At 59.5% G+C, this 26,773-nt stretch carries 29 protein-coding genes; 2 read left to right on the forward strand and 27 right to left on the reverse strand.

The window, feature by feature from the left end:
- Positions 1–46 precede the first annotated feature (46 nt).
- From ALTERO38_RS09760 to ccmA, 12 genes are all read right to left on the reverse strand, one after another.
- Positions 47–1,516: a sigma-54 dependent transcriptional regulator gene (locus ALTERO38_RS09760; protein WP_148926317.1), complete on the reverse strand. Its 1,470-nt coding sequence runs from the start codon at positions 1,514–1,516 to the stop codon at positions 47–49.
- Between the two features lie 402 nt (positions 1,517–1,918).
- On the reverse strand, positions 1,919–2,215 hold the full coding sequence (gene fliT / locus ALTERO38_RS09765) for a flagellar protein FliT (RefSeq protein ID WP_102836090.1): 297 nt from the start codon (positions 2,213–2,215) through the stop codon (positions 1,919–1,921).
- 129 nt (positions 2,216–2,344) lie between these two features.
- Positions 2,345–2,779: a hypothetical protein gene (locus tag ALTERO38_RS09770; RefSeq protein ID WP_159968267.1), complete on the reverse strand. Its 435-nt coding sequence runs from the start codon at positions 2,777–2,779 to the stop codon at positions 2,345–2,347.
- 24 nt (positions 2,780–2,803) lie between these two features.
- Positions 2,804–4,021: a c-type cytochrome biogenesis protein CcmI gene (gene ccmI, locus ALTERO38_RS09775; RefSeq protein WP_159968268.1), complete on the reverse strand. Its 1,218-nt coding sequence runs from the start codon at positions 4,019–4,021 to the stop codon at positions 2,804–2,806.
- Positions 4,018–4,491, reverse strand: coding sequence for a cytochrome c-type biogenesis protein (locus tag ALTERO38_RS09780; RefSeq protein ID WP_148926321.1), 474 nt, complete (start codon positions 4,489–4,491; stop codon positions 4,018–4,020). Before ALTERO38_RS09780 ends, ccmI begins: the two co-directional genes overlap by 4 nt.
- Positions 4,488–5,018, reverse strand: a complete 531-nt coding sequence (locus ALTERO38_RS09785) for a DsbE family thiol:disulfide interchange protein (protein ID WP_159968269.1) — start codon at positions 5,016–5,018, stop codon at positions 4,488–4,490. The genes ALTERO38_RS09780 and ALTERO38_RS09785 overlap by 4 nt, the downstream gene beginning before the upstream one ends.
- Before the next feature lies 1 nt (position 5,019).
- On the reverse strand, positions 5,020–6,993 hold the full coding sequence (locus ALTERO38_RS09790) for a heme lyase CcmF/NrfE family subunit (RefSeq protein ID WP_159968270.1): 1,974 nt from the start codon (positions 6,991–6,993) through the stop codon (positions 5,020–5,022).
- The gene (gene ccmE / locus ALTERO38_RS09795) at positions 6,990–7,454 is read right to left on the reverse strand and encodes a cytochrome c maturation protein CcmE (protein ID WP_102836084.1); all 465 of its coding nucleotides are present in this window, start codon (positions 7,452–7,454) and stop codon (positions 6,990–6,992) included. The genes ALTERO38_RS09790 and ccmE overlap by 4 nt, the downstream gene beginning before the upstream one ends.
- Positions 7,451–7,627: a heme exporter protein CcmD gene (gene ccmD / locus ALTERO38_RS09800; RefSeq protein ID WP_102836083.1), complete on the reverse strand. Its 177-nt coding sequence runs from the start codon at positions 7,625–7,627 to the stop codon at positions 7,451–7,453. Before ccmD ends, ccmE begins: the two co-directional genes overlap by 4 nt.
- Positions 7,624–8,379: a heme ABC transporter permease gene (locus tag ALTERO38_RS09805; RefSeq protein WP_159968271.1), complete on the reverse strand. Its 756-nt coding sequence runs from the start codon at positions 8,377–8,379 to the stop codon at positions 7,624–7,626. Before ALTERO38_RS09805 ends, ccmD begins: the two co-directional genes overlap by 4 nt.
- 155 nt (positions 8,380–8,534) lie before the next feature.
- Positions 8,535–9,206, reverse strand: a complete 672-nt coding sequence (gene ccmB, locus ALTERO38_RS09810) for a heme exporter protein CcmB (RefSeq protein WP_073301541.1) — start codon at positions 9,204–9,206, stop codon at positions 8,535–8,537.
- A complete protein-coding gene (ccmA, locus tag ALTERO38_RS09815; protein WP_159968272.1) occupies positions 9,203–9,838 on the reverse strand; it encodes a cytochrome c biogenesis heme-transporting ATPase CcmA in 636 nt (211 codons plus the stop codon). Before ccmA ends, ccmB begins: the two co-directional genes overlap by 4 nt.
- 126 nt (positions 9,839–9,964) lie before the next feature.
- Here ccmA and ALTERO38_RS09820 point away from each other — a divergent pair, with 126 nt between their 5' ends.
- Positions 9,965–11,488 (forward strand): flagellar hook-length control protein FliK, encoded by a 1,524-nt coding sequence (locus ALTERO38_RS09820; protein ID WP_159968273.1) that lies wholly within the window; start codon positions 9,965–9,967, stop codon positions 11,486–11,488.
- Positions 11,485–11,808, forward strand: a complete 324-nt coding sequence (locus ALTERO38_RS09825) for an EscU/YscU/HrcU family type III secretion system export apparatus switch protein (RefSeq protein ID WP_102836078.1) — start codon at positions 11,485–11,487, stop codon at positions 11,806–11,808. The genes ALTERO38_RS09820 and ALTERO38_RS09825 overlap by 4 nt, the downstream gene beginning before the upstream one ends.
- On the opposite strand, the gene ALTERO38_RS09830 is transcribed toward ALTERO38_RS09825, so the two are convergent.
- From ALTERO38_RS09830 to flhA, 15 genes are all read right to left on the reverse strand, one after another.
- Positions 11,789–12,229, reverse strand: a complete 441-nt coding sequence (locus ALTERO38_RS09830; protein WP_159968274.1) for a rhodanese-like domain-containing protein — start codon at positions 12,227–12,229, stop codon at positions 11,789–11,791. The two genes, ALTERO38_RS09825 and ALTERO38_RS09830, sit on opposite strands and share 20 nt — an antisense overlap.
- Before the next feature lie 144 nt (positions 12,230–12,373).
- A complete protein-coding gene (locus ALTERO38_RS09835; RefSeq protein WP_148926328.1) occupies positions 12,374–12,787 on the reverse strand; it encodes a DUF2802 domain-containing protein in 414 nt (137 codons plus the stop codon).
- A gap of 3 nt (positions 12,788–12,790) precedes the next feature.
- Positions 12,791–13,270 (reverse strand): chemotaxis protein CheW, encoded by a 480-nt coding sequence (locus tag ALTERO38_RS09840; RefSeq protein WP_019340623.1) that lies wholly within the window; start codon positions 13,268–13,270, stop codon positions 12,791–12,793.
- Positions 13,271–13,356: 86 nt separating this feature from the next.
- On the reverse strand, positions 13,357–14,181 hold the full coding sequence (locus tag ALTERO38_RS09845) for a CheW domain-containing protein (RefSeq protein WP_159968275.1): 825 nt from the start codon (positions 14,179–14,181) through the stop codon (positions 13,357–13,359).
- Positions 14,182–14,267: 86 nt separating this feature from the next.
- Entirely contained in the window at positions 14,268–15,056 is a 789-nt protein-coding gene (locus ALTERO38_RS09850; RefSeq protein WP_073301535.1) for a ParA family protein, read from the reverse strand.
- 90 nt (positions 15,057–15,146) lie between these two features.
- A complete protein-coding gene (gene motD, locus ALTERO38_RS09855) occupies positions 15,147–15,974 on the reverse strand; it encodes a flagellar motor protein MotD (protein WP_159968276.1) in 828 nt (275 codons plus the stop codon).
- A gap of 141 nt (positions 15,975–16,115) precedes the next feature.
- A complete protein-coding gene (locus ALTERO38_RS09860; RefSeq protein ID WP_102836073.1) occupies positions 16,116–16,856 on the reverse strand; it encodes a flagellar motor protein in 741 nt (246 codons plus the stop codon).
- Positions 16,856–17,977, reverse strand: coding sequence for a chemotaxis response regulator protein-glutamate methylesterase (locus tag ALTERO38_RS09865; protein ID WP_159968277.1), 1,122 nt, complete (start codon positions 17,975–17,977; stop codon positions 16,856–16,858). Before ALTERO38_RS09865 ends, ALTERO38_RS09860 begins: the two co-directional genes overlap by 1 nt.
- 49 nt (positions 17,978–18,026) lie before the next feature.
- Positions 18,027–20,222, reverse strand: a complete 2,196-nt coding sequence (locus ALTERO38_RS09870; RefSeq protein ID WP_159968278.1) for a chemotaxis protein CheA — start codon at positions 20,220–20,222, stop codon at positions 18,027–18,029.
- Between the two features lie 12 nt (positions 20,223–20,234).
- Entirely contained in the window at positions 20,235–21,029 is a 795-nt protein-coding gene (locus tag ALTERO38_RS09875) for a protein phosphatase CheZ (protein ID WP_102836070.1), read from the reverse strand.
- A gap of 23 nt (positions 21,030–21,052) precedes the next feature.
- Complete coding sequence (locus ALTERO38_RS09880; RefSeq protein WP_172830728.1) at positions 21,053–21,427, reverse strand: chemotaxis response regulator CheY; 375 nt, start codon at positions 21,425–21,427, stop codon at positions 21,053–21,055.
- A gap of 116 nt (positions 21,428–21,543) precedes the next feature.
- Positions 21,544–22,269 carry an RNA polymerase sigma factor FliA gene (gene fliA / locus ALTERO38_RS09885; RefSeq protein ID WP_102836069.1) on the reverse strand — a complete coding sequence of 242 codons (726 nt, stop codon included), beginning with the start codon at positions 22,267–22,269 and terminating at the stop codon, positions 21,544–21,546.
- A gap of 14 nt (positions 22,270–22,283) precedes the next feature.
- Positions 22,284–23,114 (reverse strand): flagellar synthesis regulator FleN, encoded by an 831-nt coding sequence (gene fleN / locus ALTERO38_RS09890; protein WP_102836068.1) that lies wholly within the window; start codon positions 23,112–23,114, stop codon positions 22,284–22,286.
- A 91-nt stretch (positions 23,115–23,205) separates the two neighbouring features.
- Positions 23,206–24,483: a flagellar biosynthesis protein FlhF gene (flhF, locus tag ALTERO38_RS09895; RefSeq protein ID WP_159968279.1), complete on the reverse strand. Its 1,278-nt coding sequence runs from the start codon at positions 24,481–24,483 to the stop codon at positions 23,206–23,208.
- 16 nt (positions 24,484–24,499) lie between these two features.
- A complete protein-coding gene (gene flhA, locus ALTERO38_RS09900; RefSeq protein ID WP_102836066.1) occupies positions 24,500–26,620 on the reverse strand; it encodes a flagellar biosynthesis protein FlhA in 2,121 nt (706 codons plus the stop codon).
- Between the last annotated feature and the right edge of the window lie 153 nt (positions 26,621–26,773).

The following is a 26,773-nucleotide window of genomic DNA, read 5'->3' on the forward strand; positions in this document are numbered from 1 at the left end:
ATCAAGCAAGGGCCACGCCGCAAGCAAGGGCGGCGTGGCCAACGAGTCACTCGTCGAGCTCGTCTTCTCGACGGTTCATTCCGTATTTACGCATTTTTTCCACAAGCGTGGTGCGCCGTACCCGCAAGCGCTCCGCAGCGCGAGCCACAACGCCGCCTGCGTCTTCGAGCGCCTGCTGAATAAGCCCTTGCTCGAGATTGCCCAGGTAATCTTTCAGATCGAGACCTTCCACGGGAAGCATGGCGTGCGCATCCGCCGCAATGATTGGGGCATTTATCGCAGCACGTTCTTCCATTTCGTCGTGCAGGCTGGTCGCGTACTGCTCATCGTCGTCATCGACATGGCGGAATTTCTTCGGCAGCTCCATCACACCGATCACGCCGTACGGGTGCATGATGGCCATGCGCTCGACGAGATTGGCCAGCTCCCTTACGTTACCCGGCCAATCGTGCCGACACAGGGACATGATCGCGGCCGAGTTGAAGCGGATTGAGCCACGTTTCTCATGCTCCATGCGCGAGATAAGCTCGTTCATCAGCAACGGAATATCTTCGATACGCTCGCGCAGCGGGGCCATTTCGATCGGGAACACGTTTAACCGATAATAGAGATCCTCGCGGAAGCTGCCATCCACGATCATCTTTTCCAGGTCTTTATGCGTCGCTGCGATGATGCGTACGTCGGCGTTCTGCGTTCGATTGCTACCCACTCTCTCGAAGGTGCGCTCCTGCAGAACGCGTAGCAACTTGACCTGCATAGGCAGTGGCATGTCGCCGATCTCGTCGAGGAACAGCGTCCCGCCTTCGGCCAGCTCAAAACGCCCGGCACGCGAGGTGATCGCACCGGTAAACGCGCCCTTTTCATGACCGAACAGTTCGCTTTCCAGCAGCTCCGCTGGAATCGCCCCGCAATTGACCGGAACGAACGGTCCATTACGGCGCTTGGAATGGTAGTGCAGGTTGCGTGCAACAACTTCTTTGCCGGTTCCCGACTCACCAAGAATCAACACGCTCGCTTCGGTGTCGGCAACCTGTTGCATCATCTGACGCACATGCTGGACTGCACGACTGGTGCCCACCAGGCTGCGAAACAGGTTGGGCTCGCGCTGCCGGCCACGTGCCTTCGCCTTATCGTTCATGTCCCGATAGATCTGGGCGCGGTGAAGCGAGTCGAGCAGCTTGTTGTAGCTCGGAGGCATTTCCAGGCTGGTCAGCACGCGCTGACGCAGTTCATCTGGCCATTCAGCCGGCGTCGGCTCGCCAATCAATAGCAACGGCAGGTTCTCGTCCCACTTGCTGATTTGCTTGAGCAGCTCTACGGCGCCGCCCTTGGATGCAACGTCACCAAGCATTACGCCGAGTATACTGCGGCTTGATTCCAGTGAATCGACCGCAGCCTGCCATTCGCTGCTGGCGCATGACAAATGATCTTCGCTGAGAAAGTTCAGAATGACCGTCAGATCCCGGCGACGATCCTGATCGTCGTCTATCAACAAAATTTTGGTTTCACGCCACATCTTGTTTATAGCTCTAGAGGCTGAAAGAAAGCCCGCGCTCGTCCTCGGCAGAACGGCAACGTCATCGGCAGATAGCCGGTAGTTAATTAAAAAAATCGGCCTGAGTCAAATTTATGACGTGATTCAACGACAAAATAGCAAGTAATGCATTTTGGTATTGACTTAGAGCAACTCGTAAGCAACGAGTCGGGAGATATCTAGCGGGACTTGGCTCGTCTGCGCAAGCCTGGGAGATCGGGGCAAAATCGTCAGATTTCGGGCGGAAAGGCTCGCTGTAGGCGAAAAACTATGCTGCTGAGGTAAGGACTCGTTATAGCTTCTGACGGTTCGACGTCTCGTAGACACCGCCTGAGCATGTCCACTACAAGCGCGACCAATTGTCGCGCTTGTTTATAGGAACTCTCAACCAAATAACTTGTAGACGTTAGCGCCTTGCTGAGATTGGTTGAGCTGAATCAGCTCCCCTGCCACACGCTGCTTCTCGCTCTGGCAGGAGGTAAGCAGCTCACGGTAAAGACTTACCAGTTCCTGCAAACGCTGCCGGATGGCTGACTCGTCCTCACGGGGCTCCACCATTGCAGCCTCGACGACCTGCCGGCATTGCAGATCCAGCACGCTGATCGCTGTCCAATCCTGCTGCGCCATGGCGTCACGCAAGGCGTTGCCGGTTTCCTCAAGACGTTTGGCTGCTGCACTCATGGATCTGCTCCGAATGAACTGGTGGCAAGGGTCGAACCGGCACCGTTCGAGCCATGGCTCGCGGCACCTGACAGGTTATCGACCGCTTTCGCCTCGCCTTTAGTCGCACATGCGGGAAATTGGAGTGAGTCAGTGCAGACTGCGCAGCCCCGTCGGAACGCTGGGTGGCGCAACCGGCTCCCAGGGACCGCCAGGCCGACCGGCGCAATACCAGTCGCCGTCCCACCGGTAATACAGGCGTTCGCGATAGAACAAGTCCTGCCCTTCCACAACATAGACGCCCAGACGATTGTCCCAGTGCGCCGCCGCATGAGGCGGTGGCGCATAGCGTGGATGGCTCTTCTGGGTCGCAGGAGGACGCGGTGCCGGCGGAGTACGCACTGGAGGAGGCGTCGCAACCGGTTCGCGGGGCGGTGTCGATACGGGCGGCTCCGGGCCGCGAGTCGGCTCTGACACTTGATAAGGATTACCCGCACAAGCTCCCAGCAGCAGCGCCAGTGTCACCACGGCGCTGCCTCTGGTCAGCCGTTGAACGCTTGTTGATACCCGCTCTTCCAACGTCATCAGTCGTCTCTTGAGCCCCTGCGATCAGGGTGCAACCGGTTGATCGATGGTCAACTTGATCGCCTCCGGATTCCCTGGAGACAACGGCTCGCTACTGCCTTGCCACTCGCCGCGAGTAGCGTTGCCATCTTTGGATACGCGGGCGAACAATCTGACCTGCTCGAAGTTGGACAATCGAAGCTGTGGAGTCATTGCATCAGCATCACTCAAATTCACCTTTGCAGGCAGATCGGCAACAGTCAGGCGCTTCACAGCCAACGGCATGGGCGGTCCGGACAGCGCGCGTGCGAAGATGAATACGGCGTCGGTAGGGCTAACCTTGTCGGCCATCTCGACAGCCAGTTGTACTTCAACCGTTAGTTCTGCTCCGTTTCTGGTAATCATCTCGCCAGCTGGCTTTGTCACTTCCGCCGAAGCCGGTTCGCCGAGCTGTTCACGCGCACGAGCGATGCCGCCCTGAATGGCTTCACGCGATGGATCCTCAGCAGGCAGCGTTGAAACCAACCGCTCCCAGAAGCCGATCGCATCAGCAAACCGCTCCTCCTCATAAGCCGCGATGCCCAACAGGCCGAGGCTAGTAACTTCATGGGGATCCCCACGTAACGCCTCATCGGTCAGCTGTTGCAATTGCTCCGACCATTGGCGGTCGCCTGCAAAATAGAGCGCTTGCGCCCATTGCCCCAGCAGTTCCGGTTGGCGCCCTGCCAGCTTGACGACCTGCTCGTAAGCGGCGGCAGCATCCACGGGGCGTTCCCGATTCATATAGGTCTTGGCGAGGAAGTACCACGCCTCGGCAGACTCGGGTTGAGCCTTTACTGCGCGCTCCAGCCGTTCGACCATCTCTTCCATCGTGGCGGGCTGCTCGGTGAACTCCCGCGCCAGCTGCAGCTTGTCACTGGCCCCCCAGTGCAGGTAGAGACCAGCGCCCAGAAACGGAACAAGGATCGCCGCGATCAGCGGTACAGCACGCCCCAAATGGTTGCTACGGCGCGTGGTACCTCCCTCGGTGTCGTCCAGCAACTCCCGCGCCGCATCGGCGCGTCCGGCATCGAACTGCTCCGGGTCAAGGGTTCCAGCCGCCTGTTGCGCAGCCAGCTCGCCGAGCCGCTCCTGGTAAAGCGCCACATTCAGCGCCGTCCGATCCTCTTCCGCCTGTACACCACGCCCCCGCAACAACGGCAGCAATAGGAACGCCAGGGCGGCCAGCAATAAGAGGCCCGCACCTATCCAAAAATCGATCATGGTTCTTTTCTATCCAACAACGTGGCAAGGCGCGCGCGCTCGGCCTCGGAAAGTGTGTTCGACGCCGGTCCAGTGGCTGAACGGCGACGGCGCACCAAGATGAACGCCAACACGCCGAATCCAATCACCAGCAAGGCGGCTGGCCCATACCAGAGCACCAGAGTTTTGGTGTTGACCGGGGGCTTATAGAGCACGAAGTCGCCGTAGCGGGCGACCAGATAATCGATAATCTGCTCATTGCTCTGCCCCTCTTCCAGCATGCGGTAGATTTCCCGCCGCAGGTCCATGGCGATTGGCGCATTGGAGTCGGCAATGTTCTGGTTCTGGCACTTTGGGCAGCGCAACTCTTCGACCAAGGTGCGATAACGCGCGCGCTCGGCCTCGTCCTTGAACTCGTAGGCATCAATCGCTGCAGACGCGGTGCCCAGCAGACACAGCGTCAGCACAAGTCCGTGAATCAGCTGTCTCATTCGTCCACCAATTGCTGATAAAGCGCCGCAAGCTGTTCACGCCACACGCGCTCATCTATGACGCCGACATACTTGTGGCGGATGATGCCCTGCTTGTCGACAAGGAAGGTTTCGGGCGCACCATATACTCCGAGGTCCAGCCCCAGCGTGCCCTGCTCGTCGCGAACATTGAGCTGGTAGGGATCGTGGAAGTCGCGCAGCCATTTCTGAGCTGCGGCATTGTCATCCTTGTAATTGACGCCATGGATGACCACGCCTTGTTCTGCAAGCTTGTTCAGTACGGGATGCTCAACTTTGCAGGCGACGCACCAGGTCGCCCAGACGTTAACCAACGCTGGTTTTCCCTTGATGTCCTCGGCGGTTACTGCTCGCTGCGGGTCCTCGACCGAGGGCAGAGAGAACGAAGGCAGCGGCTTGCCGATCAACGCCGAGGGTAATTCGGTGGGGTCCAGAAACAGACCTCGATAAAGAAACACGGCGACCAGCAGGAAGATTGCCAGCGGCAGCAACATCAATAATCTTTTCATATCAGGCTCCTTGCTGGGCCAAACCGAGGGCCTCGCGAACACGGGTCCTGACTTTCACCCGATACCGTTTGTCACTCACCGAAAGCACGCCGCCCAGGGACATCATCAGAGCACCCAGCCAAATCCAGCGAACGAACGGTTTGATATGCACGCGGACGGCCCAGGCGCCGTTTTCCAGCGGCTCGCCCAACGCCACGTAGAGATCACGGGTGAAACCTGCGTCGATTCCCGCCTCGGTCATCGGCATTTGCTGCACGGTGTACAGACGCTTCTCCGGGTGCAGCGTCGCGACCTGCTTGTCGCCTTCAAAGACGCGAATGGTGCCTTTGTCAGAGGTGAAGTTTGGTCCTTCGAAATGTTTGGCACCGTCGAATACGAAGCTGTAACCGCCCAACTGCAGCGACTCCCCCGGAGCCAGGCGCAGGTCACGCTCGTCGCTTTGCTGACTCGTCAACACCACACCCAGCGCGCAAACCACCAGACCGAAGTGCGCCAGCTGCATGCCCCAATAACTCGGCGCCAGGCTCCGCAAGCCTTTCAACAGGCCTTTGTGGCGAGTCTTGTCGAGGATGTCACGCACCCCAGCGCTCACGACCCAACCAGCGAGCAGACAGACCGCCAGAACCGCCCAGTGGAAATCACCAAACAGCATCGAGCCCAGTCCGCCCAGAACGGCACTGGTAATCAGCACGGGCGTCAGCATGCCTATCAGCCATTTAACCGGTGTGTTCTTCCAGCGCACCAGCACGCCCACGCCGAGCGCGAGCATCAATGCGCCAATCAGCGGCAGGAACATCGCGTTGAAATACGGCGGGCCGACCGAAAGTTTGGTGTCGGACAGCGCATCGAGCAGCAAGGGGTACAACGTGCCCAGCAGGATCATGGAGGTCGCAACGACCAACAGCAGGTTGTTGACCAGCAGCAGCGTTTCACGTGACCACAGACCAAAGCCGATCTGACTCTTCACCACCGGCGCACGCAGGGCGAACAGCGTGAGCGAACCACCAATCACCACGAGCAAGAAGGCGAGGATAAAGACACCGCGCTCAGGATCGGTGGCAAACGCGTGTACCGAGGTGAGTACCCCGGAACGAACCAGGAAAGTCCCCAGCAAGCTGAGCGAGAAGGCAGCAATCGCCAGCAGTACGGTCCAGCTCTTGAAGACGCCACGCTTTTCCGTCACGGCCAGTGAGTGGATCAAAGCGGTGCCCACCAACCATGGCATGAACGAGGCGTTTTCCACCGGATCCCAGAACCACCAGCCGCCCCAACCCAGCTCGTAATACGCCCACCAGGAACCGAGCGCGATACCCGTACCCAGAAAGGCCCAGGCAATCAGCGTCCAGGGACGTGACCAGCGTGCCCAGGCCGCGTCCAGACGGCCGCCCAGCAAAGCTGCAATCGCAAATGCAAAGGCAACTGAAAAACCAACGTAACCCATATAAAGCATGGGCGGATGCACTACCAGACCGAAGTCCTGCAGCAACGGATTGAGATCTCGCCCATCCATCGGTGCTTGTGGCAGCAGCCGCTCGAAGGGATTGGACGTGACAATCAGGAACAGCAGGAAACCAATGCTGATCAGCCCCATAACGCCCAGCACCCGCGCCAGCATGTCCTCGGGCAGCTGTCGCGAGAATATCGACACGGCGAAGGTCCAGCCTGCCAGGATGAACGCCCACAGCAGCAGCGAGCCTTCGTGTGCTCCCCATACAGCGCTGAACTTGTAATACCAAGGCAAAGCACTGTTGGAATTCTGCGCGACATAGGCCACGGAGAAATCATCCACCATAAAGGCATAGGTGAGGCAGGCAAAGGAAAACGCCAAGAAGGAGAACTGACCCCAGGCGGCAGGTTGCGCCAGCCCCATCCATTGACTGTCTCCGCGCCAGGCCCCGATCAGCGGGAGCGTGCCCTGCACCACGGCCAGACACAGCGCCAGAATCATTGCGAGGTGACCAAGCTCAGGAATCATTTGGCGCCCTCCTGCGTGCTGCTGTAGGGCTTGCTTTTACCGCTTTTCTCCAGCGCTGCGGTGACCTCTGGCGGCATGTAATTTTCGTCATGCTTGGCCAGCACTTCATCAGCAACCAGGACGCCATCAGCGTTTACGCGCCCCAAGGCAACGATGCCCTGCCCTTCACGAAACAGATCGGGCAGGATTCCTTGATACTGGATAGTGACCGCTTCGGCATAGTCAGTGACCCGAAAGCTTACCGTCAGGGAATCGTTGCTGCGCTGTACCGAACCCTCTTCGACCATGCCGCCAGCACGAATCCGCGTGCCTTCAGGCGCTTCGCCTGCCGCGATCTGCGTCGGTGTGTAAAAGAGGTTGATGTTCTCTTGCAGGGCGGATAATGCCAGCGTAACCGCAACACCAACGCCGGCCAGAATGGCCAGAATGATGAACAGACGCTTCTTGCGCACAGGATTCACTTCATTTCCTCCCGGCGCAAACGACGCGCCTCGTCTTGCAGATAACGCCTGCGCGCCATCATTGGCAGCGCCACGTTGAGAACCAGGACCGCCAGGCTGATGCCGTAGGACGTCCAGACGTACAGACCATGGTTACCCATGGCGATGAATTCCGAAAAAGACGAGAAGTTCATGATGCTCTACCCACCAGTTCTTTCACTTCCGCTTTGACCCAACTGCTTCTCGACTCGCGGCGTAGCACCTCGAGGCGCATGCGCATGAGTAGCACCACCGCAAAGAAACAGTAGAAGCCCAACACCATGATCAGCAGGGGCAGCCACATTTCCACGGGCATGGCCGGCTTTTCCGTCACAGTGAAGGTCGCCGGCTGGTGAAGGGTGTTCCACCACTCGACCGAATATTTGATGATCGGGATGTTCACCACCCCGACGATTGAAAGCACGGCGCAAGCCTTGGCTGCGCTGTCACGATTACTGATGGCCTGCCCCAAGGCGATGATGCCGAAATACAGAAACAGCAGAATCAGCATCGAAGTCAGGCGCGCATCCCACACCCACCAGGCGCCCCACGTAGGCTTGCCCCACACCGCACCGGTGACCAGCGCAATGAAGGTCATCCAGGCACCAATGGGCGCAGCCTGCTGCAGGGCGACATCGGCCAGCTTCATTTTCCACACCAACCCGACCAGCCCCGCCACCGCCAGCATCACATAGATGGACTGCGCCAGAAACGCGGCCGGAACGTGGATATAGATGATTCGGAAACTGTTGCCCTGTTGGTAATCTTGAGGAGCAAACGCCAAACCCCAGACCAACCCGACGCCTACCAGCAGCAATGCGGCCCAGGCCAACCAAGGCAGCCAGCGACCGCTGATGCCATAAAACCATTTAGGCGAACCCAGCTTGTGGAACCATGTCCAGTTCATAGAGCCTGCCTCACGCCTGCTTCGTATGCCGATACTGCGCCATAACCAGTCAACCGCCGCTTGTTTGCGATCATCAAATCCATCGTGGCGATAACCGCTCGTCTCGCATCGGCCAACTGCGTTCCGCTATTGGATAGAAACATTCTGCCAATCCGTCATTCGCCGACGCTGATTCTCAGGCCGGCCGCTATTGCAAAGGGTGTCAGAGTAACTGCCAGGGCAGTCAGGCTGGAAAGCCATAATAGATAACCGAGCGCAGGCAGCCCCTGCAGCGCTGCTTGCAGTGCGCCGCTGCCCAGAATAAGCACGGGGATGTACAGCGGGAGAATAAGCAGTGCCAACAACAGCCCGCCTCGCTTGAGCCCGACTGTCAAGGCGGCACCGACCGCGCCCAACAGGCTCAGAACCGGCGTACCCAGTAGCAGCGACATCAGCAGTACCGGCAATGCGCTGACCGGCATACCCAGCATGAGTCCCAGCAGCGGTGCCAGCAGCACCAGCGCCAGGCCTGAAAACATCCAGTGTGCCAGCACCTTGGCGAGAACCAGAAGCGCCAGAGGGTGCGGCGAAACGACCCACTGCTCCAGTGAGCCATCCTCAAAATCACTGCGGAACAATCCGTCCAGAGAAAGCAACACAGCCAATAACGCAGCGACCCAGATCAGGCCGGGCGAAATGGTCTGCAGCAGCTGCGTCTCGGGGCCGACCGCCAGGGGAAACAGTGCGATGACAATGGCAAAGAACACCAACGGATTGGCCAGCTCTGCCGGCCGGCGGAACAACAGCCGGCTTTCGCGAGCCAGCAACAGCGTAAAGACGTTGCTCATGCGGCTCGCTGTCCCAGATCGATTTCGCGAAAGCCCGCCGGCATTTCAACAAGCGAATGATGGGTGGTCAGCACGACCATGCCGCCTTGCTCGCAGTGAGTCGCCAGGTGACGCTCTAGCTGCGCCACGCCGGTTTTATCGAGCGCCGTGAAAGGTTCGTCGAGAATCCACAAGGGCGGCGGCGACAGATACAGCCGGGCCAGCCCAACCCGGCGCTGCTGACCGGCGGAGAGCGTATGGCAGGGCACATCCTCGAAACCGCGCAGCCCTACGGCATCAAGCGCCAGCCAGATCGCATCACGCGACGCGGGCTGATGCAAGGCGCACAGCCAGGTGAGATTTTCCTCGGCGCTCAGCAATCCTTTGATTCCGGCAGCATGACCGATCCACAACAGATTGCGGGCCAGTTCGCCGCGCTGGCTTTCCAGCGTTTCTCCCTTCAGCAGTACCTCTCCGGAGGTTGGTTGCATCAAGCCGGACAGCAACCGCAGCAGGCTTGTCTTGCCACTGCCGTTGGGGCCGGCGATCTGCAACATTTCCCCTTTGACGATCTGCAGGTCTAACCTCTCGAAAAGCAGGCGCCAGTCTCGCTCACAGGAAAGCGCCACAGTTTCTAGAAAAGGGCTGGACACGCTAGGGCTACCTCAAGATGAAAGGAGCCCGGCCGCTACAAGATCGGGCGGGCGGCGGAATTATACATGCCGAACCCGGACGCCAAAGACCACAACGTAGAAAGGTTGTAAGAGCATTTAAGTAAGATGACCGAGATCAAAAGCACTCAGGCAATTCCCGCCGCCGGTCCTTCTCGCCCGACAGTGTCGCCGGCTGATCTAGCGTTGAAATTGCTGCAGCCAATGCAGGGATTGCTGGCCGCAGGCGAGAGTGCCGAGGCGGAAGTCATCAGCATCAAAGAGGCACTGCAAAATTTTCAGATGACGTTGCGCCTCACCCTGAACAGTGGACGGCAGGCAACGATCGAAACCACGAGCCCAAAAGCAGCCCCGCCTGGAGCCGCCCTGCTCATCACCGCCGTCTCCGATTCGCGTCTGATAGCTTCGTTGCAGCCCAACAATCGCCAGCCGCAGAGCAGCATTGATCTTGCTCAGTTACCAACGGGCAGCGTAGTGCAGGGCAAGGTGACAGCCAGCCAGCAAACTCAGCAGGACGGCAAGCTTCTGTTCAAGGTCGTAATCACCCTGCTCAATTCGCCGCTCGCTGGGCAGAAGCTCAACGTCGAATCCGCCATGCCGCTCGCGCCAGGCAGTCTGATAACTACGCGCGTCCAGGGCGACCAGTCGTTGGTCTTCATGCCATTGAGCGGTCGCTTAGACCAATTGATGCTGGGCCAACAACTTACCGCACAACACAGTCGCCAAGGCTCGATAGAAGGGCTGCTCACCGCGCTCGCACCCAGCGCGGCACTGCCCGAGCAATTGCGTGGGGCAGCCGAACGCCTGCTAGGCCTGGTGCCGGACATGCAACAGCTTGGCGATGCCAAGGCCTTGGCACAGGCGCTGGCGCGCAGTGGGGTTTTTCTAGAAGGCAACCTCCTGCGCGGCGAAGCAAGCGATCTGCCGTCCGACATGAAGGCGACCCTGCTCCGCCTGATCGCGCAACTGCCGGGCCTGCCAGGTGGGGGCGCGCTAGCAGCCGCGCAGGCAGGTGCCAGCCTCGGCCAGGCTCTGCCAGCCTTCGCCCGCAACGCGCTCGGTGCGCTTGGCCAGCCAAACCCACGCCAGCTGGCGCAAAATTTCCCCTTGTCGAGCCGTTTACTGCCGAATGCCGACGAAGAGCCCGACCTTGAGCTGATGCTGAAACTAGCGGCGGCGGCAGTGTCGCGCCTACAGACGCATCAACTGTCCAGCCTTGCCCAGACCCAGACCAGTCCGGACGGCACCCAGGTCACGACCTGGCAGCTCGAGGTGCCAATGCGCGACCAGCGCGATATCGTCCCGCTGCAAGTAAAGTTTCAACGTGAAGACGAACCCCAACAAAACCGCAAGGAAAAACCTGAAACGCTGTGGAAGGTCGAACTCGCGTTCGATGTCGCGCCACTCGGTCCGTTGCAAGTCCAGGCACAACTGCTGCAGGGCAGTCTTTCGAGTCAGATCTGGGCCGAACGCAGCGGTACTGCCGAGCTGATCTCGGCAGAGCTTGAGCACTTGCGTCAGCGACTGGTCACAGCAGGATTAAATGTTGGTGAGCTGGCCTGTCGACAGGGAACGCCGCCGCAGGGACCTCGCACTTCACTGGATCAACGCTTCGTGGATGAAACCGCATGACCCACCAGACACCGCGCCAGGCCATCGCACTGACCTATGACGGCGCCACCGCACCGACCCTGTCAGCAAAGGGCGACGATGAACTGGCCGAAGCGATTCTGGCAATCGCTCGCGAACACGACGTGCCAATTTACGAAAATGCCGAATTGGTAAAGTTGTTGGCGCGCCTGGAGTTGGGCGATGCGATCCCCGAAGCGCTTTACCGCACCATCGCGGAGATCATCGCTTTTGCCTGGTATCTAAAAGGCAAATGCCCGCCAGGCTTTAGCACCCATAAAGACCCATCGACGCTTCCGCTGCTCAATGGGCCTGAGCGTTGAGCGTCGTGACGTCATCGATGTGGCCCTTCTCCTGTGGCAGATCAGCCAGCATCCAGGCGAAGTAGCCTTCACGGAAATAAAAAACCTGCTGATAGCCCCACGCGACCGCGAGGCGCACCGCCTCGGCACTCGCCGGGCAAACGTCGCTGTTGCAATAGATCACCAGAGGCACGCTTCTTGGCCACTCGGTCCGCGACAGCCCGAAGAACTCATGTGCCAGACTCATGTGCACCGCGCCTTCAACATGCCCCCAGACCCACTCGCGCTTGGGCCGCACATCGATGAACACCGCGCCAAGCGCATGAAGTTGCCGAGCCTGATACACGTTGACGGTCATTGCACCGTTCACATGTGATGGCGCTTCCGCTGCGCTGAGCCAAGCGGGGCTCGCCAGCAGGCACAGCATCAGAATGCGCAGCATCACATCCTCCTCGCCCTCGGGCACAGGCCTTCACCAGACATGGCGAAACCTTGTCCAGATTGGAGGAAGCAACAGTCATATCGTTCAATGCCACGGTCAGCGGGCCGACGTTTTGACGCCCGAGCGCAGCGAGGGATCTGCGCGCTAATCGGACTCGCGCCGCGCCTGATGCAATTTGCGCATCAGTTCGGCTTCAGATTGGGACAAACCGCAGGACTGCGTCAGATCATCGACACTGGCGCCCATACCAACCAGTTTGGCCGCCTGAGAAAAAGAGAAATTGTTTGGATCGCGCTGCTCGAGCTGGCCCAGCTTTTCCGGCAACGGAGCAACGATACGCGACAGTTCATGCAGGTCCTTGCCCATTCGCACGTTGCTTTCCAGATAGTTGTCCAGACGGGCGCTGAGCGCTTTGATGCGTTTGTCGCGGATAGCGTCTTCGCGTGCTTGCGTCTCGACCTGCTGGCGCTGGCGGCGAAACAGCCAGATGCAGCAGCCGAGCAATGCGAGGCAGCACAAGGCAAGCGCAACGACCGCCGCTACCAGCGACGCGATCATGTTTCAGATGCTCTCAAGTTCCGCCCATTCTTCTTCACTCATCATCTTGTCCAGTTCGACCAGAATCAGCAGCTCATTGTTCTTGTTGCACACGCCCTGGATGAACTTCGCAGATTCATCGTTACCGACGTTCGGTGCAGTCTCGATTTCCGATTGGCGCAGGTAGACCACCTCAGCCACGCTGTCGACGAGGATGCCGACGACCTGGCGGTCAGCCTCGATGATGACGATACGGGTGTTGTCCGATACCGGCGCCGTATCGAGACCAAAGCGCTGGCGCGTATCGATCACCGTAACGACGTTGCCACGCAGGTTGATGATGCCCAGCACATAGCTGGGAGCGCCCGGCACCGGGGCGATTTCGGTGTAACGCAGCACTTCCTGGACCTGCATCACGTTGATGCCATAGGTCTCGTTATCCAGTCGGAAGGTTACCCATTGCAGGACCGGATCATCGGAACCCTGTGCGGAAGTCATCTTCATAGCCCCACCTCTTCATGTACCGCACTGGCGGTTGATTCTATCGGTTACTCGGGGCGCTTGTGTGCCCCTGTGTTTGTTCAATTCGTTTACGACGGGACGCCCTTGAGATGTCGGGTCGCACCGCTGGCGATCAGCTCGGCGAGCGCGGTCACGTCCACCAGCGCACACATGTGGTCGATCACCGTACCGGCCAGCCAGGGCCGCTGAGTGCGCTGAGTGCGCCACTTCACTTCTTTCGGGTCCAGACGAATCGAGCGACTGACCTGATGCACTGCCAGCCCCCACTCATATCCCTGCACAGAAATCACGTACTGAAGTCCGTCGCGGAAATCGTCGCGATACCGTTCAGCCATGACCCAGCGTGCGGTGTCCAGAACCTTCAGATTGCCAGCCTGGCTCGGCAAGATACCGAGGAACCAGGCGGGCTGACCGAAAAGAGGCGTGAGCTCTTGTCCGGCAAGCGGATAGATCGAGCCGAGACTCACCAGCGGCACCGCCAGCGTCAGCCCGGCCACATCGAACAACAAGCACTCGAACGGCTCCTCACCCCACTCCGGCTGACCACTGGGGATCGCGGGAGGACCAACCGGAGCCTGCCCCTGCGACTCGAAAATGGCAATCGGCTCGACCGGTGCAAGCGGCGCTTCCACGGGCAATTCGGGCGGCAACTCGAGTAACGCCTGAGCCTCGACTGTTACCGGAGCGGCCACAGTTTCGGGTTCAGGCAGAGTAACCGGACGCAGCGCAACCACTCGCTGCGTGTCACGTTGCTGCTCCTCGAGCACGGCAGCCTGGAACTCGTCTGGACTGACCGATTCGGTCAATCCAACGATGGCGTCCTGCAACAGGGCGTCGAGATACGACTGCAGCGTCTGTTGTGATCGGCTTTCTTTAAGAACGGTACGACTCATGGAACCAACTCGTGCGAACCCACTGGATAGGCTATCGGCCGCAACCAGGGCGAACTTGAACTGCGAACGCGGCCGTACGTCGTCATTCAGGCCACCTCTGGCGACGCTTGCGCCGCCAGCAGTGTTTTGAGCAGTGCGCGATAGGCAAGCACGCCTCGGCTACTGGGGTCATGCTGCGATGGCGTAAGACCGGCGCGACTGGCATCACGCAACCGTGTGTCAATCGGAATGAAGGCTTGCCAGAGGTGCTCCTGGTAGCCGTTACGCAAGACCTTAAGTGTGTTCATCGAGGCCTGGGTGCGACGATCGAACATGGTCGGCACGATGGTATAAGGCAAGGCCTGCCGGCGTGAGCGGTTGATCATACTCAGCGTGCTGACCATGCGCTCCAGTCCCTTCATGGCCAGGAATTCGGTCTGCACCGGGATGATCAGCTGCTGGCTGGCGGCCAGCGCGTTCACCATCAGCACGCCAAGCAGCGGCGGGCTGTCGATAATCGCGTAATCGAAATCCTGCCAGAGCTGCGAAAGACTCTTGGCGATGACCAGGCCGAGACCGTTCTGGCCCGGCGACTGGCGCTCCAGCGTCGCCAGCACTGTACTGGACGGCAGCAAGGAGAGACGCTCATGGCTGGTTGGCAGCAGCAGCTGCCAGGGCAGCCCCTCGGGAACGGTTCCCTGATGCTGGAACAGGTCGAAAACACTGTGGTCGAGGTTATCCGGATCATGGCCGAAATAGCTCGTCATCGAGCCGTGGGGATCGAGATCCAGCGCTACGACCCGCTTGCCGGAATCGGCCAGCAAACCGGCAAGTGCAATGGAGGTAGTGGTTTTACCCACTCCGCCTTTTTGGTTGGCTACTGCCCAGACTCTCATAACTCTTTTTCCATCCGGATCGAACCAGACCGGGACCGGCCGTCTCGGCTTTGGCCAACGACGGAGAATTGACGACGCCGCGAGCGGCACCTAACGATCAGAGGGAGCAGCACGTTGTGTGCCAGTTTGGGCGCTGCCCACGACCGGTCGGGCATTTGCGCTTCCTACCCCACTGACGCTGCGACGCACATCGAGATTTCGGGAGATGACCAGAATCACGCGACGATTACGCGCCCTGCCCTCGGCGGTGGCGTTGTCTGCGATAGGCTGGAACTCGCCGTACCCTACCGCCGCCATGCGCGCCGGGTCGACACCGTCAGCAGCCAGCATCCGCACCACACTGCCAGCCCGCGCTGCGGACAGCTCCCAGTTAGTCGGGTACTTCGCCGTGTTGATGGGCAGGTTATCGGTGAAGCCTTCGACGTGAATCGGATTATCGAACGGTGCCAGAATCCCGGCGACCTTTTCCAGGAGATCGAACGCGTGGTCGTTGGGCAGCGCATCGCCACTGGAAAACAGCAAGCTCGAATTCAGCTCGATTTCCACCCACAGCTCATTACCGCGAATGGTCAGCTGATTGGAACCGATAAGATCGGCGAAAGCCGCCTGCATGCTCTTCATGATGCTCTGCAGCGGATCGATTGGCTGCTGCGATGATTGCGGCTCATCGATCTGGGATACATCTGGCTGCGTAGTCCGCGGCCGCTCTTCACCAATCGGAATCGGTTTGACGGCGCGGTCGACCTGATTGAAAACGCCTACCAACGAGTCGGACAAGATTTTGTATTTGCCCTCGTTGAGCGAGGAGATCGAATACATCACCACGAAAAAGGCAAACAGCAGTGTGATGAAGTCCGCGTAGGAGACCAACCAACGCTCGTGATTCTCGGGCTCTTCGTGACTGCGGCGACGAGCCATGATCAGATCACCACACGCCAGGCGCAACAAATGAACAGGCTCACCTTAGCGGCACTTGGGTAGAACGTCTTGCTTGCAGTCTTTGCCATGTTCAGTCCCAGATCCGCAGCGCCGAGCGTACGCAGCGTTGCCCTTGTGTCATTAATCGATGAAACCCTGGAGTTTCATTTCGATGGAGCGAGGGTTTTCTCCTTCGGCGATCGATAGAACGCCTTCGAGCAACATTTCGCGGTAAGCGGTCTGCTTCTGCACCACACTCTTGAGCTTGTTGCCCATCGGCAACACCAGCAAGTTGGCAAAGGCCACGCCATAGATGGTGGCAACGAATGCAACCGCGATACCGCTGCCCAGCTGGCTGGGATCGGCGAGGTTGCCCATGACATGTATCAGCCCCATCACCGCACCGATAATGCCTACCGTGGGCGAGTAGCCGCCCATGCTCTCGAATACTTTCGCCGCCCTGAGATCGCGGGTTTCCTGGGTGTACAGATCAACTTCGAGAATGCTGCGAATCACTTCCGGCTCAGCACCATCGACCAGCAGCTGCAGGCCTTTGCGAGCATAAGGATCCGGCTCGGTTTCGGCGATCGGCTCGAGGCCAAGCAGCCCCTCCTTGCGCGCCGTGGCACTCCATCCCGTGACCAGACTGATTCCACGAACCATGTCGATGCGCGGCGGGAAAAAAATCCAGCCCATCACCGACATCGCACGCATGAACACCGGCATGGGCGTCTGCAACAACACTGCCCCGAGCGTACCGCCGAGAACGATAAGCGCAGCCGGCCCGTTGAGCAGCGCCGAAACATGCCCACCCTCTAGGAAATTACCCCCAACAATGGCGACGAATGCGAGCACCAGCCCAATCAGGCTGAGTACATCCATTAGATGCACGCCTCGCTCAAGTGGCGACCAATGTCATCGAGCCCGTAAACGGCGTCGCTGAGGTTGGCCTTGACCACCGCCATCGGCATGCCATAGATCACACAGCTGGCCTCGTCCTGAGCCCACACCTGGCTACCGCTCTGCTTGAGCATCCTCGCCCCTTCGCGGCCGTCAGCACCCATCCCGGTCAGCACTACGGCCAGCACTTTGTCTCCGTAGGCCTTGGCGGCTGAACCAAAGGTAACGTCAACGCAAGGCCTGTAATTGAGGCGCTCATCGCCCGGCAGAATGCGTACCGTGCCGCGCCCGTCGACCATCATCTGTTTACCGCCCGGCGCCAGAAGTGCCAAGCCAGGGCGAAGTACATCGCCATCTTCTGCTTCTTTGACGCTGATCTTGCAGAGCTTGTCCAGACGTTCAGCGAAGGCTTTGGTAAACGCGGCCGGCATGTGCTGGATCAGCACGATAGGCGCCGGAAAATTGCCGGGCAGTTGCGTCAGTACGCGCTGAAGCGCAACCGGTCCACCGGTCGAGGTGCCAATGGCAACCAGCCGGTACGACTTGCGACGAGGCGCCGAAGCTGGAGCTTGAGCTTGAGCTTGAGCTGTATGGACCGGCGCCGAAGGCCTCGTATGAGAGGTGATACCCGAAGGGCTGCCGCCGACCGGGCGCGCTGCGTGGGTCGTGGCTGCCGGAGCGGTGACAGTACTGCTGAAACGGCGATTGCTTCGCGAGATGCTATGAACCTTCTCGCAGAGCAGCTGCTTGACCTTGTCCGGATTTCGCGAGATGTCCTCGAAATTCTTGGGCAGAAAATCAACGGCCCCCGCATCCAGCGCATCGAGCGTGACCCGCGCGCCTTCATGGGTAAGCGAGGAAAACATCAACACCGGCGTTGGGCAGCGTTGCATGATCTGCCGAACGGCGGTTATACCGTCCATCATCGGCATCTCGTAATCCATGGTGATGACGTCCGGTTTCAGCGCCAGCGCCTGGTCGATAGCCTCGCGCCCGTTGGTCGCGGTTCCGATCACCTGAATATTCGAGTCTGAAGAAAGGATCTCCGATACACGGCGGCGGAAGAAGCCGGAATCGTCCACCACCAGGACCTTGACTGCCATAAAACAACTCCTAGCGACAGCGGTCCGAGAAAAAACCGCTGCCTACTGATCAGATCCGGCGCGCGTAACGCTTGAGCATGCTCGGGACGTCCAGGATCAAGGCGATACGACCATCGCCGGTGATAGTCGCGCCGGACATTCCCGGAGTGCCCTGCAGCATCTTGCCCAATGGCTTGATCACCACCTCCTCCTGCCCCACCAGCTGATCGACGACGAAGCCGATACTTTGATTGCCGACGTTGAGGATCACTACGTGCCCCTCACGCTGCTCTTCGAGCTCGGCTCCGTGCACCAGCCAGCGCTTGAGATAGAACAACGGAAGCGCCTTGTCGCGGACTATCACGACTTCCTGACCGTCAACCACGTTGGTACGGGACAGGTCGAGGTGGAAAATTTCATTGACGCTGACCAGCGGGAAGGCGAACGCCTGGTTGGCGAGCATCACCATCAGGGTCGGCATGATCGCCAGCGTCAGCGGCACCTTGATCACGACGCGCGAGCCCTGGCCCTTGTTGGAAAAGACGTTGACCGTGCCGTTAAGCTGCGAAATCTTGGTCTTGACCACATCCATACCGACGCCGCGGCCGGACACGTCGGAGATTTCGGTCTTGGTCGAGAAGCCCGGCGCAAAAATAAGGTTGTAAGATTCCAGATCGCTCAGTCGGTCGGCGGCGTCTTTATCGAGCAAACCTTTCTCAACTGCCTTCGCACGCAAGACGTCCGCATCCATGCCTTTACCGTCATCGGTGATCAGCAGCAGGATATGGTCGCCTTCCTGTTCAGCGGAAAGCACGACCTTGCCGGTGCGCGGCTTGCCTGCGGCTTCGCGCTCTTCCGGAGTTTCGATGCCGTGGTCCACCGCGTTGCGCACCAAGTGCACCAGTGGATCGGCCAGCGCCTCGACAAGGTTCTTGTCCAGATCGGTTTCTTCACCGACCAGCTCCAGATTGATCTCTTTCTTGAGGCTGCGAGCCAGATCGCGAACCAGACGCGGGAAGCGGCCAAAAACCTTCTTGATCGGCTGCATGCGCGTTTTCATCACGGCACTTTGCAGATCGGCGGTCACCACATCGAGGTTGGACACGGCCTTGGCCATGGCTTCATCGGCACTGTTGGAGCCCAGGCGCACCAGGCGATTACGCACCAGCACCAGCTCACCAACCATGTTCATGATTTCATCAAGTCGGGCGGTATCGACTCGAACGGTTGTCTCCGCCTCGCTCGCGGGCTTTTCCGGTGCGGCGGCAGGCTTGGATGCAGGCTCTGCTTTAGCCGGAACAGGGGCTTTGCTCGCTACGGTGCTTACAGCTGGCTTCGCAGGCGCAGCCTTCTTTTCCGCAGGCGCGGTAACCGCTGCGGGCTTAGCAACAGGCACAACTGCAGCCGCAGCTGGTGCAGCCGCGTCGGGCTCAAACTTTCCTTTTCCATGCAGCTGGTCCAGCAGCGCTTCGAACTCGTCGTCGCTAATGTCGTCACCACCAGCAGCTACAGGCTTGGCCGCCGCTTCAGCGGGTGCGGCTGCCACCGGCTCGGCGAACTGGCCTTTGCCATGCAGCTGGTCGAGCAGCGCCTCGAACTCATCATCAGTGATCTCGTCGCTGGCAGACGGTTGCACGACAGCCGCAGCCGATGCAGCCGGCTTTGCGTCCTGCTCAGCCGCGAACTGGCCCTTACCGTGGAGTTGATCAAGCAACGATTCGAACTCCTCGTCGGTGATCTCGTCAGCGGCACTGGAGGCTGGGGTCTCGACAGACTCTTCCAGCGCGCCAAGAAACTGCTCGAACTCGCTATCGGCAGTAACCGCAGGCTCGGGTTCAGCCTCGACAGGGGCTTCGACCACAGGTTCCTGCGCACCGGCCGGCTCAGCCAAGCGGGCCAGTGCTGCCAGTAGCTCAGGGGTCGCCGGGGTTACCTCGGTACGCTCGCGCACCTGGCTAAACATTTCATTGACGGAGTCCAGAGCCTGCAGCACGACATCCATCAATTCCGAGTCGACGCGACGTTCACCCTTGCGCAGGATGTCGAAGACGTTTTCGGCGATGTGGCAGCATTCCACCAGCTCATGTAGCTGGAGAAACCCGGCACCGCCTTTTACCGTATGGAAACCGCGAAAAATCGCATTGAGCAAGGCTGTGTCATCGGGGCTGCTTTCCAGCTCCACCAGCTGCTCTGACAATAGTTCGAGAATCTCGCCGGCCTCTACCAGGAAATCCTGGAGGATTTCTTCATCGGCGTCGAAGCTCATATTTAACTTCCCCTAAAAGCCCAGGCTCGAAAGCAGATCATCGACATCGTCCTGCCCGGAAACGACGTCTTCACGTATATCGGCATGCATCTGCGGACCTTCACCATTGGAAGGCTGTTTTTCTTGTTTTTTTAGTTCCTGCTCGGCGCGCATCGCTTCGCGGTCATGCTGGATGCCCGCCACGCGGTCAACCTGGCCTGCCATCAGCACCAGATTAAGCAGGTTACTTTCGAGTTCGGTAATGAGCCGGGTCACCCTTTTGATCACCTGACCGGTAAGGTCCTGGAAATCCTGGGCCAGCATGATTTCGCTAAGGTTCTGCGACAGCTGACTGCCATCGTTCATGCTGCGCTGGAGAAACTGATCGATGCGTTTGACCAGGTCGCGGAACTGCTCAGCATTCATATCGCGACGCATGAAGCGCTGCCAATCGGCAGTCAGACTCTGGGCTTCGTAGCTGACGTAGTTCACCAGCGGCGCCGATTCCTCAACCAGGTCCATGGTGCGGTTGGCCGCTTTTTCGGTCATCTCCACCACGTAGGACAATCGGTCCGTGGCGTCGGTGATTGGCGACGGATCACCCCCCGTCGCACAGGTGTCCATTTCGAGCTTGACGATGGCGTTGTGCAGCTCACGCGTGAGCTTGCCGACTTCCTGGTACAGCCCCAGGTTGCGCGCCTGATTGAGCTCGTTAAACATCTGCGTCGCTTCTTCGAAGCGGCCTTGCTGCAGACTTTCAATCAATTGGGGTGCATGAGCCCTCAGAGTCGCTTCGAACTCTGCCAGGCCTTGGTCTGCTTGCGTCATAGTGCCCTCGCGGCGTTACTGCTTCAGCCGTTGACGCGCTCGAAGATCTTTTCGATCTTTTCTTTGAGCACTTGAGCCGTGAATGGCTTGACCACGTATCCGTTAACGCCAGCCTGCGCGGCCTCGATGATCTGATCGCGCTTCGCCTCGGCGGTCACCATCAACACCGGCAGGTGCTTGAGGCGCTCGTCGGCGCGGACCGCGCGCAGCAGGTCGATGCCGCTCATGCCGGGCATGTTCCAGTCGGTGACGAGAAAATCGAAACTTCCGCTCTTCAGCATTGGCAAAGCAGTAGTGCCATCATCCGCTTCGGCGGTATTGGTAAAGCCCAGATCGCGCAAGAGGTTCTTGATGATCCGTCTCATGGTCGAAAAATCGTCGACGATGAGGATTTTCATGTTCTTGTCCAAGTACACCTCCGTAAACCCGAATCCGAGACCTGCTCACGGTCTGTTTGCGGGCCTCATGAATGAAGCTCGTAAGCGGTCTCTAATGCTTTGTTGCAAACCGGTCGTTAACGCGCGCGCCACTCGCCAAGACGAGCCCGCAGACGTGCCGCGCACTGACTGTGCAACTGGCTCACCCGCGATTCACTGACGCCCAGTACCTGACCGATTTCCTTCAAGTTCAACTCTTCGTCGTAATACAGCGAAAGCACCAACTTTTCACGTTCAGGCAGGTTGCCGATGGCTTCAGCCAACGCCTGTTGAAAACGCTCGTCTTCGAGATCGCGGGACGGTTCCGGATGGGTGCTGGCAGCATCCTCCTCGAACTCCCCATGCTCGCCTTCCTGAAGCAGATCATCGAAGCTGAACAGGCGGCTGCCCAAGGTGTCGCCCAGAATGCCGTAGTACTCATCGAGACTCAATTTAAGTTCGGCCGCAACTTCCTGATCTTTAGCGTCGCGTCCTGTTCTGGCCTCAATTGCCCGAATCGCCTCACTGACCATGCGCGAATTCCGGTGTACCGAACGCGGCGCCCAATCACCCTTGCGCACCTCGTCGAGCATCGCACCGCGTATGCGAATACCTGCGTAAGTCTCGAAGCTCGCACCCTTGCCGGCGTCATATTTCTTTGACGCTTCCAGCAAGCCGATCATCCCAGCCTGCATCAGGTCGTCGACCTGCACGCTCGCCGGCAATCGCGCCAGGAGGTGGTAAGCAATGCGTTTGACCAGCGGCGCGTATTGATCGATGAGTTGGTACTGCGAGTCTTTAGCCTGAGCTTTGCTGTAATACATACCGAATCCAGCCGCTATTGTTCGTTAGGCTCTGCGGCGGGCCTTACCAGGCGCTCCACAAAGAACTCCAGATGACCGCGTGGCGTTGCCGGCAACGGCCAGGTGTCAACTTTCTGCGCGATGGCCTTGAACGCCAGCGAACACTTTGCACGGGGGTAGGCTTCATAAACGGCACGCTGCTTCTGCACGGCCTTGCGCACCGACTCGTCGTACGGAATCGCGCCTACATACTGCAGCGCCACGTCCAGGAAGCGCTCAGTCACCTTGGTCAACTTGGCGAACAGATTGCGGCCTTCCTGCGGCGCATGGGCCATGTTGGCCAGTACCCGGAAGCGGCTGATGCCGTAGTCGCGATTGAGCAATTTGATCAGCGCGTAGGCATCGGTGATCGACGTGGGTTCGTCGGTCACCACCAGCAGCACTTCCTGTGCGGCGCGCACAAAGCTCACCACACCATCACCAATGCCGGCGGCGGTATCGATGATCAGCACATCGATGTCATCGCCGATATCGCTGAACGCTTGGATCAGGCCGGAGTGCTGCAGCGTCGATAGCTGCACCATGCTCTGCGTGCCGGATGCGGCCGGCACGATGCGGATGCCGCCCGGCCCCTGGATCAGCACGTCACGAAGATCGCATTCGCCTGCAATGACATCAGCCAGGGTGCGTTTGGTTGTCAGGCCGAGCAACACATCGACGTTGGCCAGACCGAGGTCGGCGTCGAGCAATACGACCCTACGCCCGAGATCGGCCAGCGCCAAGGACAGATTGACCGACACGTTGGTCTTGCCGACGCCACCTTTGCCGCCGGTCACTGCAATAACCTGTACGGGATGCATACCCATTTTCACACGCCTATCTCTTGCTGGAGCCCTAGGGCCATCGATGCGTTCAGCCCGAACGCGTCTTCTTTGTGTGTCACACGTAGCAAAGCGTTCATCCGACCTTCCGAGAACCGTTGTAAAGATCGGAGAACATGTCAGCCATGGTTTCCTCGCTCGGATTCTCTTCCGATTGCAAGCTCACCGCACGACTGACCAACTGGTGACTGCGAGGCAGATGCAGGTCGTCCGGAATACGCGGCCCATCGGCGAGGTAAGCGATAGGCAGATGCTGACTGATGATAAGCCCCAACACATCGCCCAGGCTGCCGGCCTCATCCAGTTTAGTCAGGATGCAGCCAGCCAGCCCGCAACGGCGGTAATTGTGCCAGGTCGCCTTGAGCACCTGGCTCTGGCTGGTCGCTGGCAGAACCAGATAATTTTTCGCCTTGATGCCACGGTCCGCCAACGCTTCGAGCTGCACCTTCATCATCGAATCACCCGCGGGTAGACCAGCGGTATCGACAAGAATCAGGCGCTTACGAGCCAACGGCGCCAGTGTTTTGCTCAAGGGCTGACTCGGGTCCAGCTGAATAACCGGTACGTCGAGAATACGCCCCAGTGTTTTCAGCTGTTCCTGAGCCCCAATCCGATAGTTGTCCATGCTCGCCAGAGCGATGCTCTGCGGGCCGTGCTTGAGCACGTAGCGTGCAGCGAGCTTGGCCAGGGTGGTGGTCTTGCCGGCACCGGCTGGGCCGACCAGAGCGATCACCCCGCCCTCTTCCAGCGGCTCGACCTTGGTCACCTTGATCGATTGCGCCAGATGAGCCAACAACATCCGCCAGGCCTGGCGTGGCTCCGATACGGTGGAGACTTTTTCAAGCAAGGCGCGAGACAGTTCGGCCGGCAAACCGATGCGCTGCAGGCGGCGCCAGAGGCCAGCCTGTTGCGGACGGCGGCTCTGCTCCTGCCCCCAGGCAATCGAACCGAGCTGCACTTCGATCAGTTCACGCAGGCCTTGCAGTTCCGACTGCATCGCCTCGACCGCACGTGATTCGAACGACGGGCTCGCGGCGCCGGGGGTTGCCTGGGGCGCAGCTGCGGGCTTCTCGTCAAGCAGCTGACGATCCTGACCAGCCGAACCGCGCGCTGGCGCGCTTATTTCAGCGTGGGCACTGGCAAGTCGCGCCTGAGTCTTGCGCAGCTCGGCTTCGAGAGCCGGATTAGGCTGCTTCGCCACAGCCGATTCCATCGGATAATCAAGCACAGCGGTCAGCTCGACGCCGCCAGCGACCCGACGGTTTCCCGTGATCACGGCGTCAGCGCCCAGCTCGTCACGAATCATCTTCATGGCGATACGCATGTCGGCTGCGAAGAAACGTTTGACCTGCATGGCCTGTAGCCCTCAGTTAATTCTGACCCACCGTTGAAACGATGGTGACCTGCTTGTTATCCGGTATTTCCTGATAGGCCAGGACATGAATGTTCGGTACGGCGAGGCGGGCAAACCGCGACAGCATCGCGCGGACTGGACCTGCCACCAGCAGAATCGCCGGCTTACCTAACATTTCTTGACGCTGTGCCGCTTCTACCAGAGAACGTTGCAACTTTTCGGCCATTCCTGGCTCGAGGAGAATGCCATCTTCCGAGCCTTGTCCAGCCTTCTGAAGGCTATTGAGCAATATCTGTTCCAACCTGGGTTCAAGGGTGATCACAGGCAGCTGCGGCTCAAGCCCGACAACGTTTTGCACGATTGCACGAGACAGTGCGACACGCACTGCCGCTACCATCGCGGCGGGATCTTGACTCTTGGCGGCGACGTTGGCGATGGCCTCGGCAATCGTACGGATGTCACGCACAGGCACCTGCTCCTGCAGCAGCGCCTGCAGCACCTTGAGCAAGGTGGACAAGGAAATCATCCCGGGCACCAACTCCTCGGCGAGCTTGGGCGAGCTCTTGGCCAGCAATTGCAGAAGCTGCTGAACTTCCTCATGCCCGAGCAGTTCATGGGCATGCTTGTGCAGTATCTGGTTGAGGTGCGTCGCTACCACAGTGCTGGCATCCACCACCGTGTAGCCGAGCGATTGGGCCTGATCGCGCTGGCTGGCCTCGATCCATACCGCCTCCAGCCCGAAAGCCGGATCCTTGGCGGCGATGCCGTTGAGCGGGCCGAATACCTGCCCCGGATTGATCGCCAGCTCGCGATCCGGATACACCTCGGCTTCCGCCAGGCTTACGCCCATCAGCGTCAAGCGATAGGCGTTGGGCAACAGGTCCAGATTGTCGCGAATGTGCACCGATGGCATCAGAAAGCCCAGATCCTGGGACAGCTTCTTGCGCACGCCCTTGATCCGGGCCAGCAGCTGTCCACCCTGATTGCGGTCAACCAGGGGGATCAGCCGGTAACCGACTTCCAGGCCGACCATATCCACCGCCGTCACATCATCCCAGCCCAGCTCCTTGGTCTCGGCGGCCCGCTGGGCAGGGAGCATTTCCTGCTGCTTCTGCACCTCCTGCTCGGCCTGTTGCGTGACCTGCTTCTGGCGGTGCCAGATCCAGTAGGCGCCACCTGCAGCCACCGCACCGAGGCCGAGAAACGACATGTGCGGCATGCCCGGCACCAGGCCCATGGCAATCATGATGCCTGCCGATACCGCCAGCGCCTTGGGCGAGGCGAACATCTGCCGGTTGACCTGCTGCCCCATGTCCTCGGAACTGGTAACGCGGGTCACCATGATGGCGGCGGCCGTTGACAGCAAGAGCGAAGGGATCTGCGCAACGAGGCCGTCACCGATGGTCAGCAAGGCATAAACCTGCCCCGCCTCGCTGAAGCTCATGCCGTGCTGCGCCATGCCGATGCCGACGCCGCCGATGAGGTTGATGAACAGAATCAGCAGGCCGGCAATGGCGTCGCCGCGAACGAACTTGCTCGCACCGTCCATCGAACCGTAAAAGTCCGCCTCGGAGGCGACCTCGACCCGGCGTAACTTCGCCTCGGACTGATCGATCAACCCGGCGTTGAGGTCAGCGTCGATCGCCATCTGCTTGCCCGGCATGGCGTCGAGGGTGAAGCGCGCGCTGACTTCGGAGATCCGCCCGGCACCTTTGGTCACCACGACAAAGTTGATGATCATCAGAATCGCGAAAACGACGATACCGACGACGTAGTTGCCGCCGATCACCACGTTGCCGAACGCCTCGATCACGTGGCCAGCCGCTGAGCCGCCTTCATGGCCATTGATCAGCACCACTCGCGTCGATGCCACGTTGAGCGCGAGTCGCATCAGCGTGGCGACCAGGAGGATCGTCGGGAATACGGCAAAGTCCAGTGGCCGCAGGGCGTAGACGCTGACCAACAGCACGACGATCGACAACGCAATGTTGAAGGTAAACAGCAGGTCCAGAAGGAACGGCGGCACCGACAGCATCATCATGCCCATCATGACCAGCAACAGCAGCGGCACCCCGAGGTTACCCCGCCCTGCGCCAGCTAGGCCGTTGCCGAAATTGATGAGTTGCGTGCGATCCACGTAGACCCCGCCAGACAAGAACAAAGAATTGACGCAAAACGCGTCCTATCCGGGCTATAGCAAGAAGAGGTCCAGTTTTGGTCGAGCCTCTATACGGCCATGCGAGGCCATGGCAGGCCAATCGAACGCGTCTGGGCCGAGGTAGTCAGACAG

This window comes from Pseudomonas sp. 9Ag (assembly GCF_902506445.1).
GTDB classification, from domain to species: Bacteria; Pseudomonadota; Gammaproteobacteria; order Pseudomonadales; family Pseudomonadaceae; genus Stutzerimonas; species Stutzerimonas stutzeri_AB.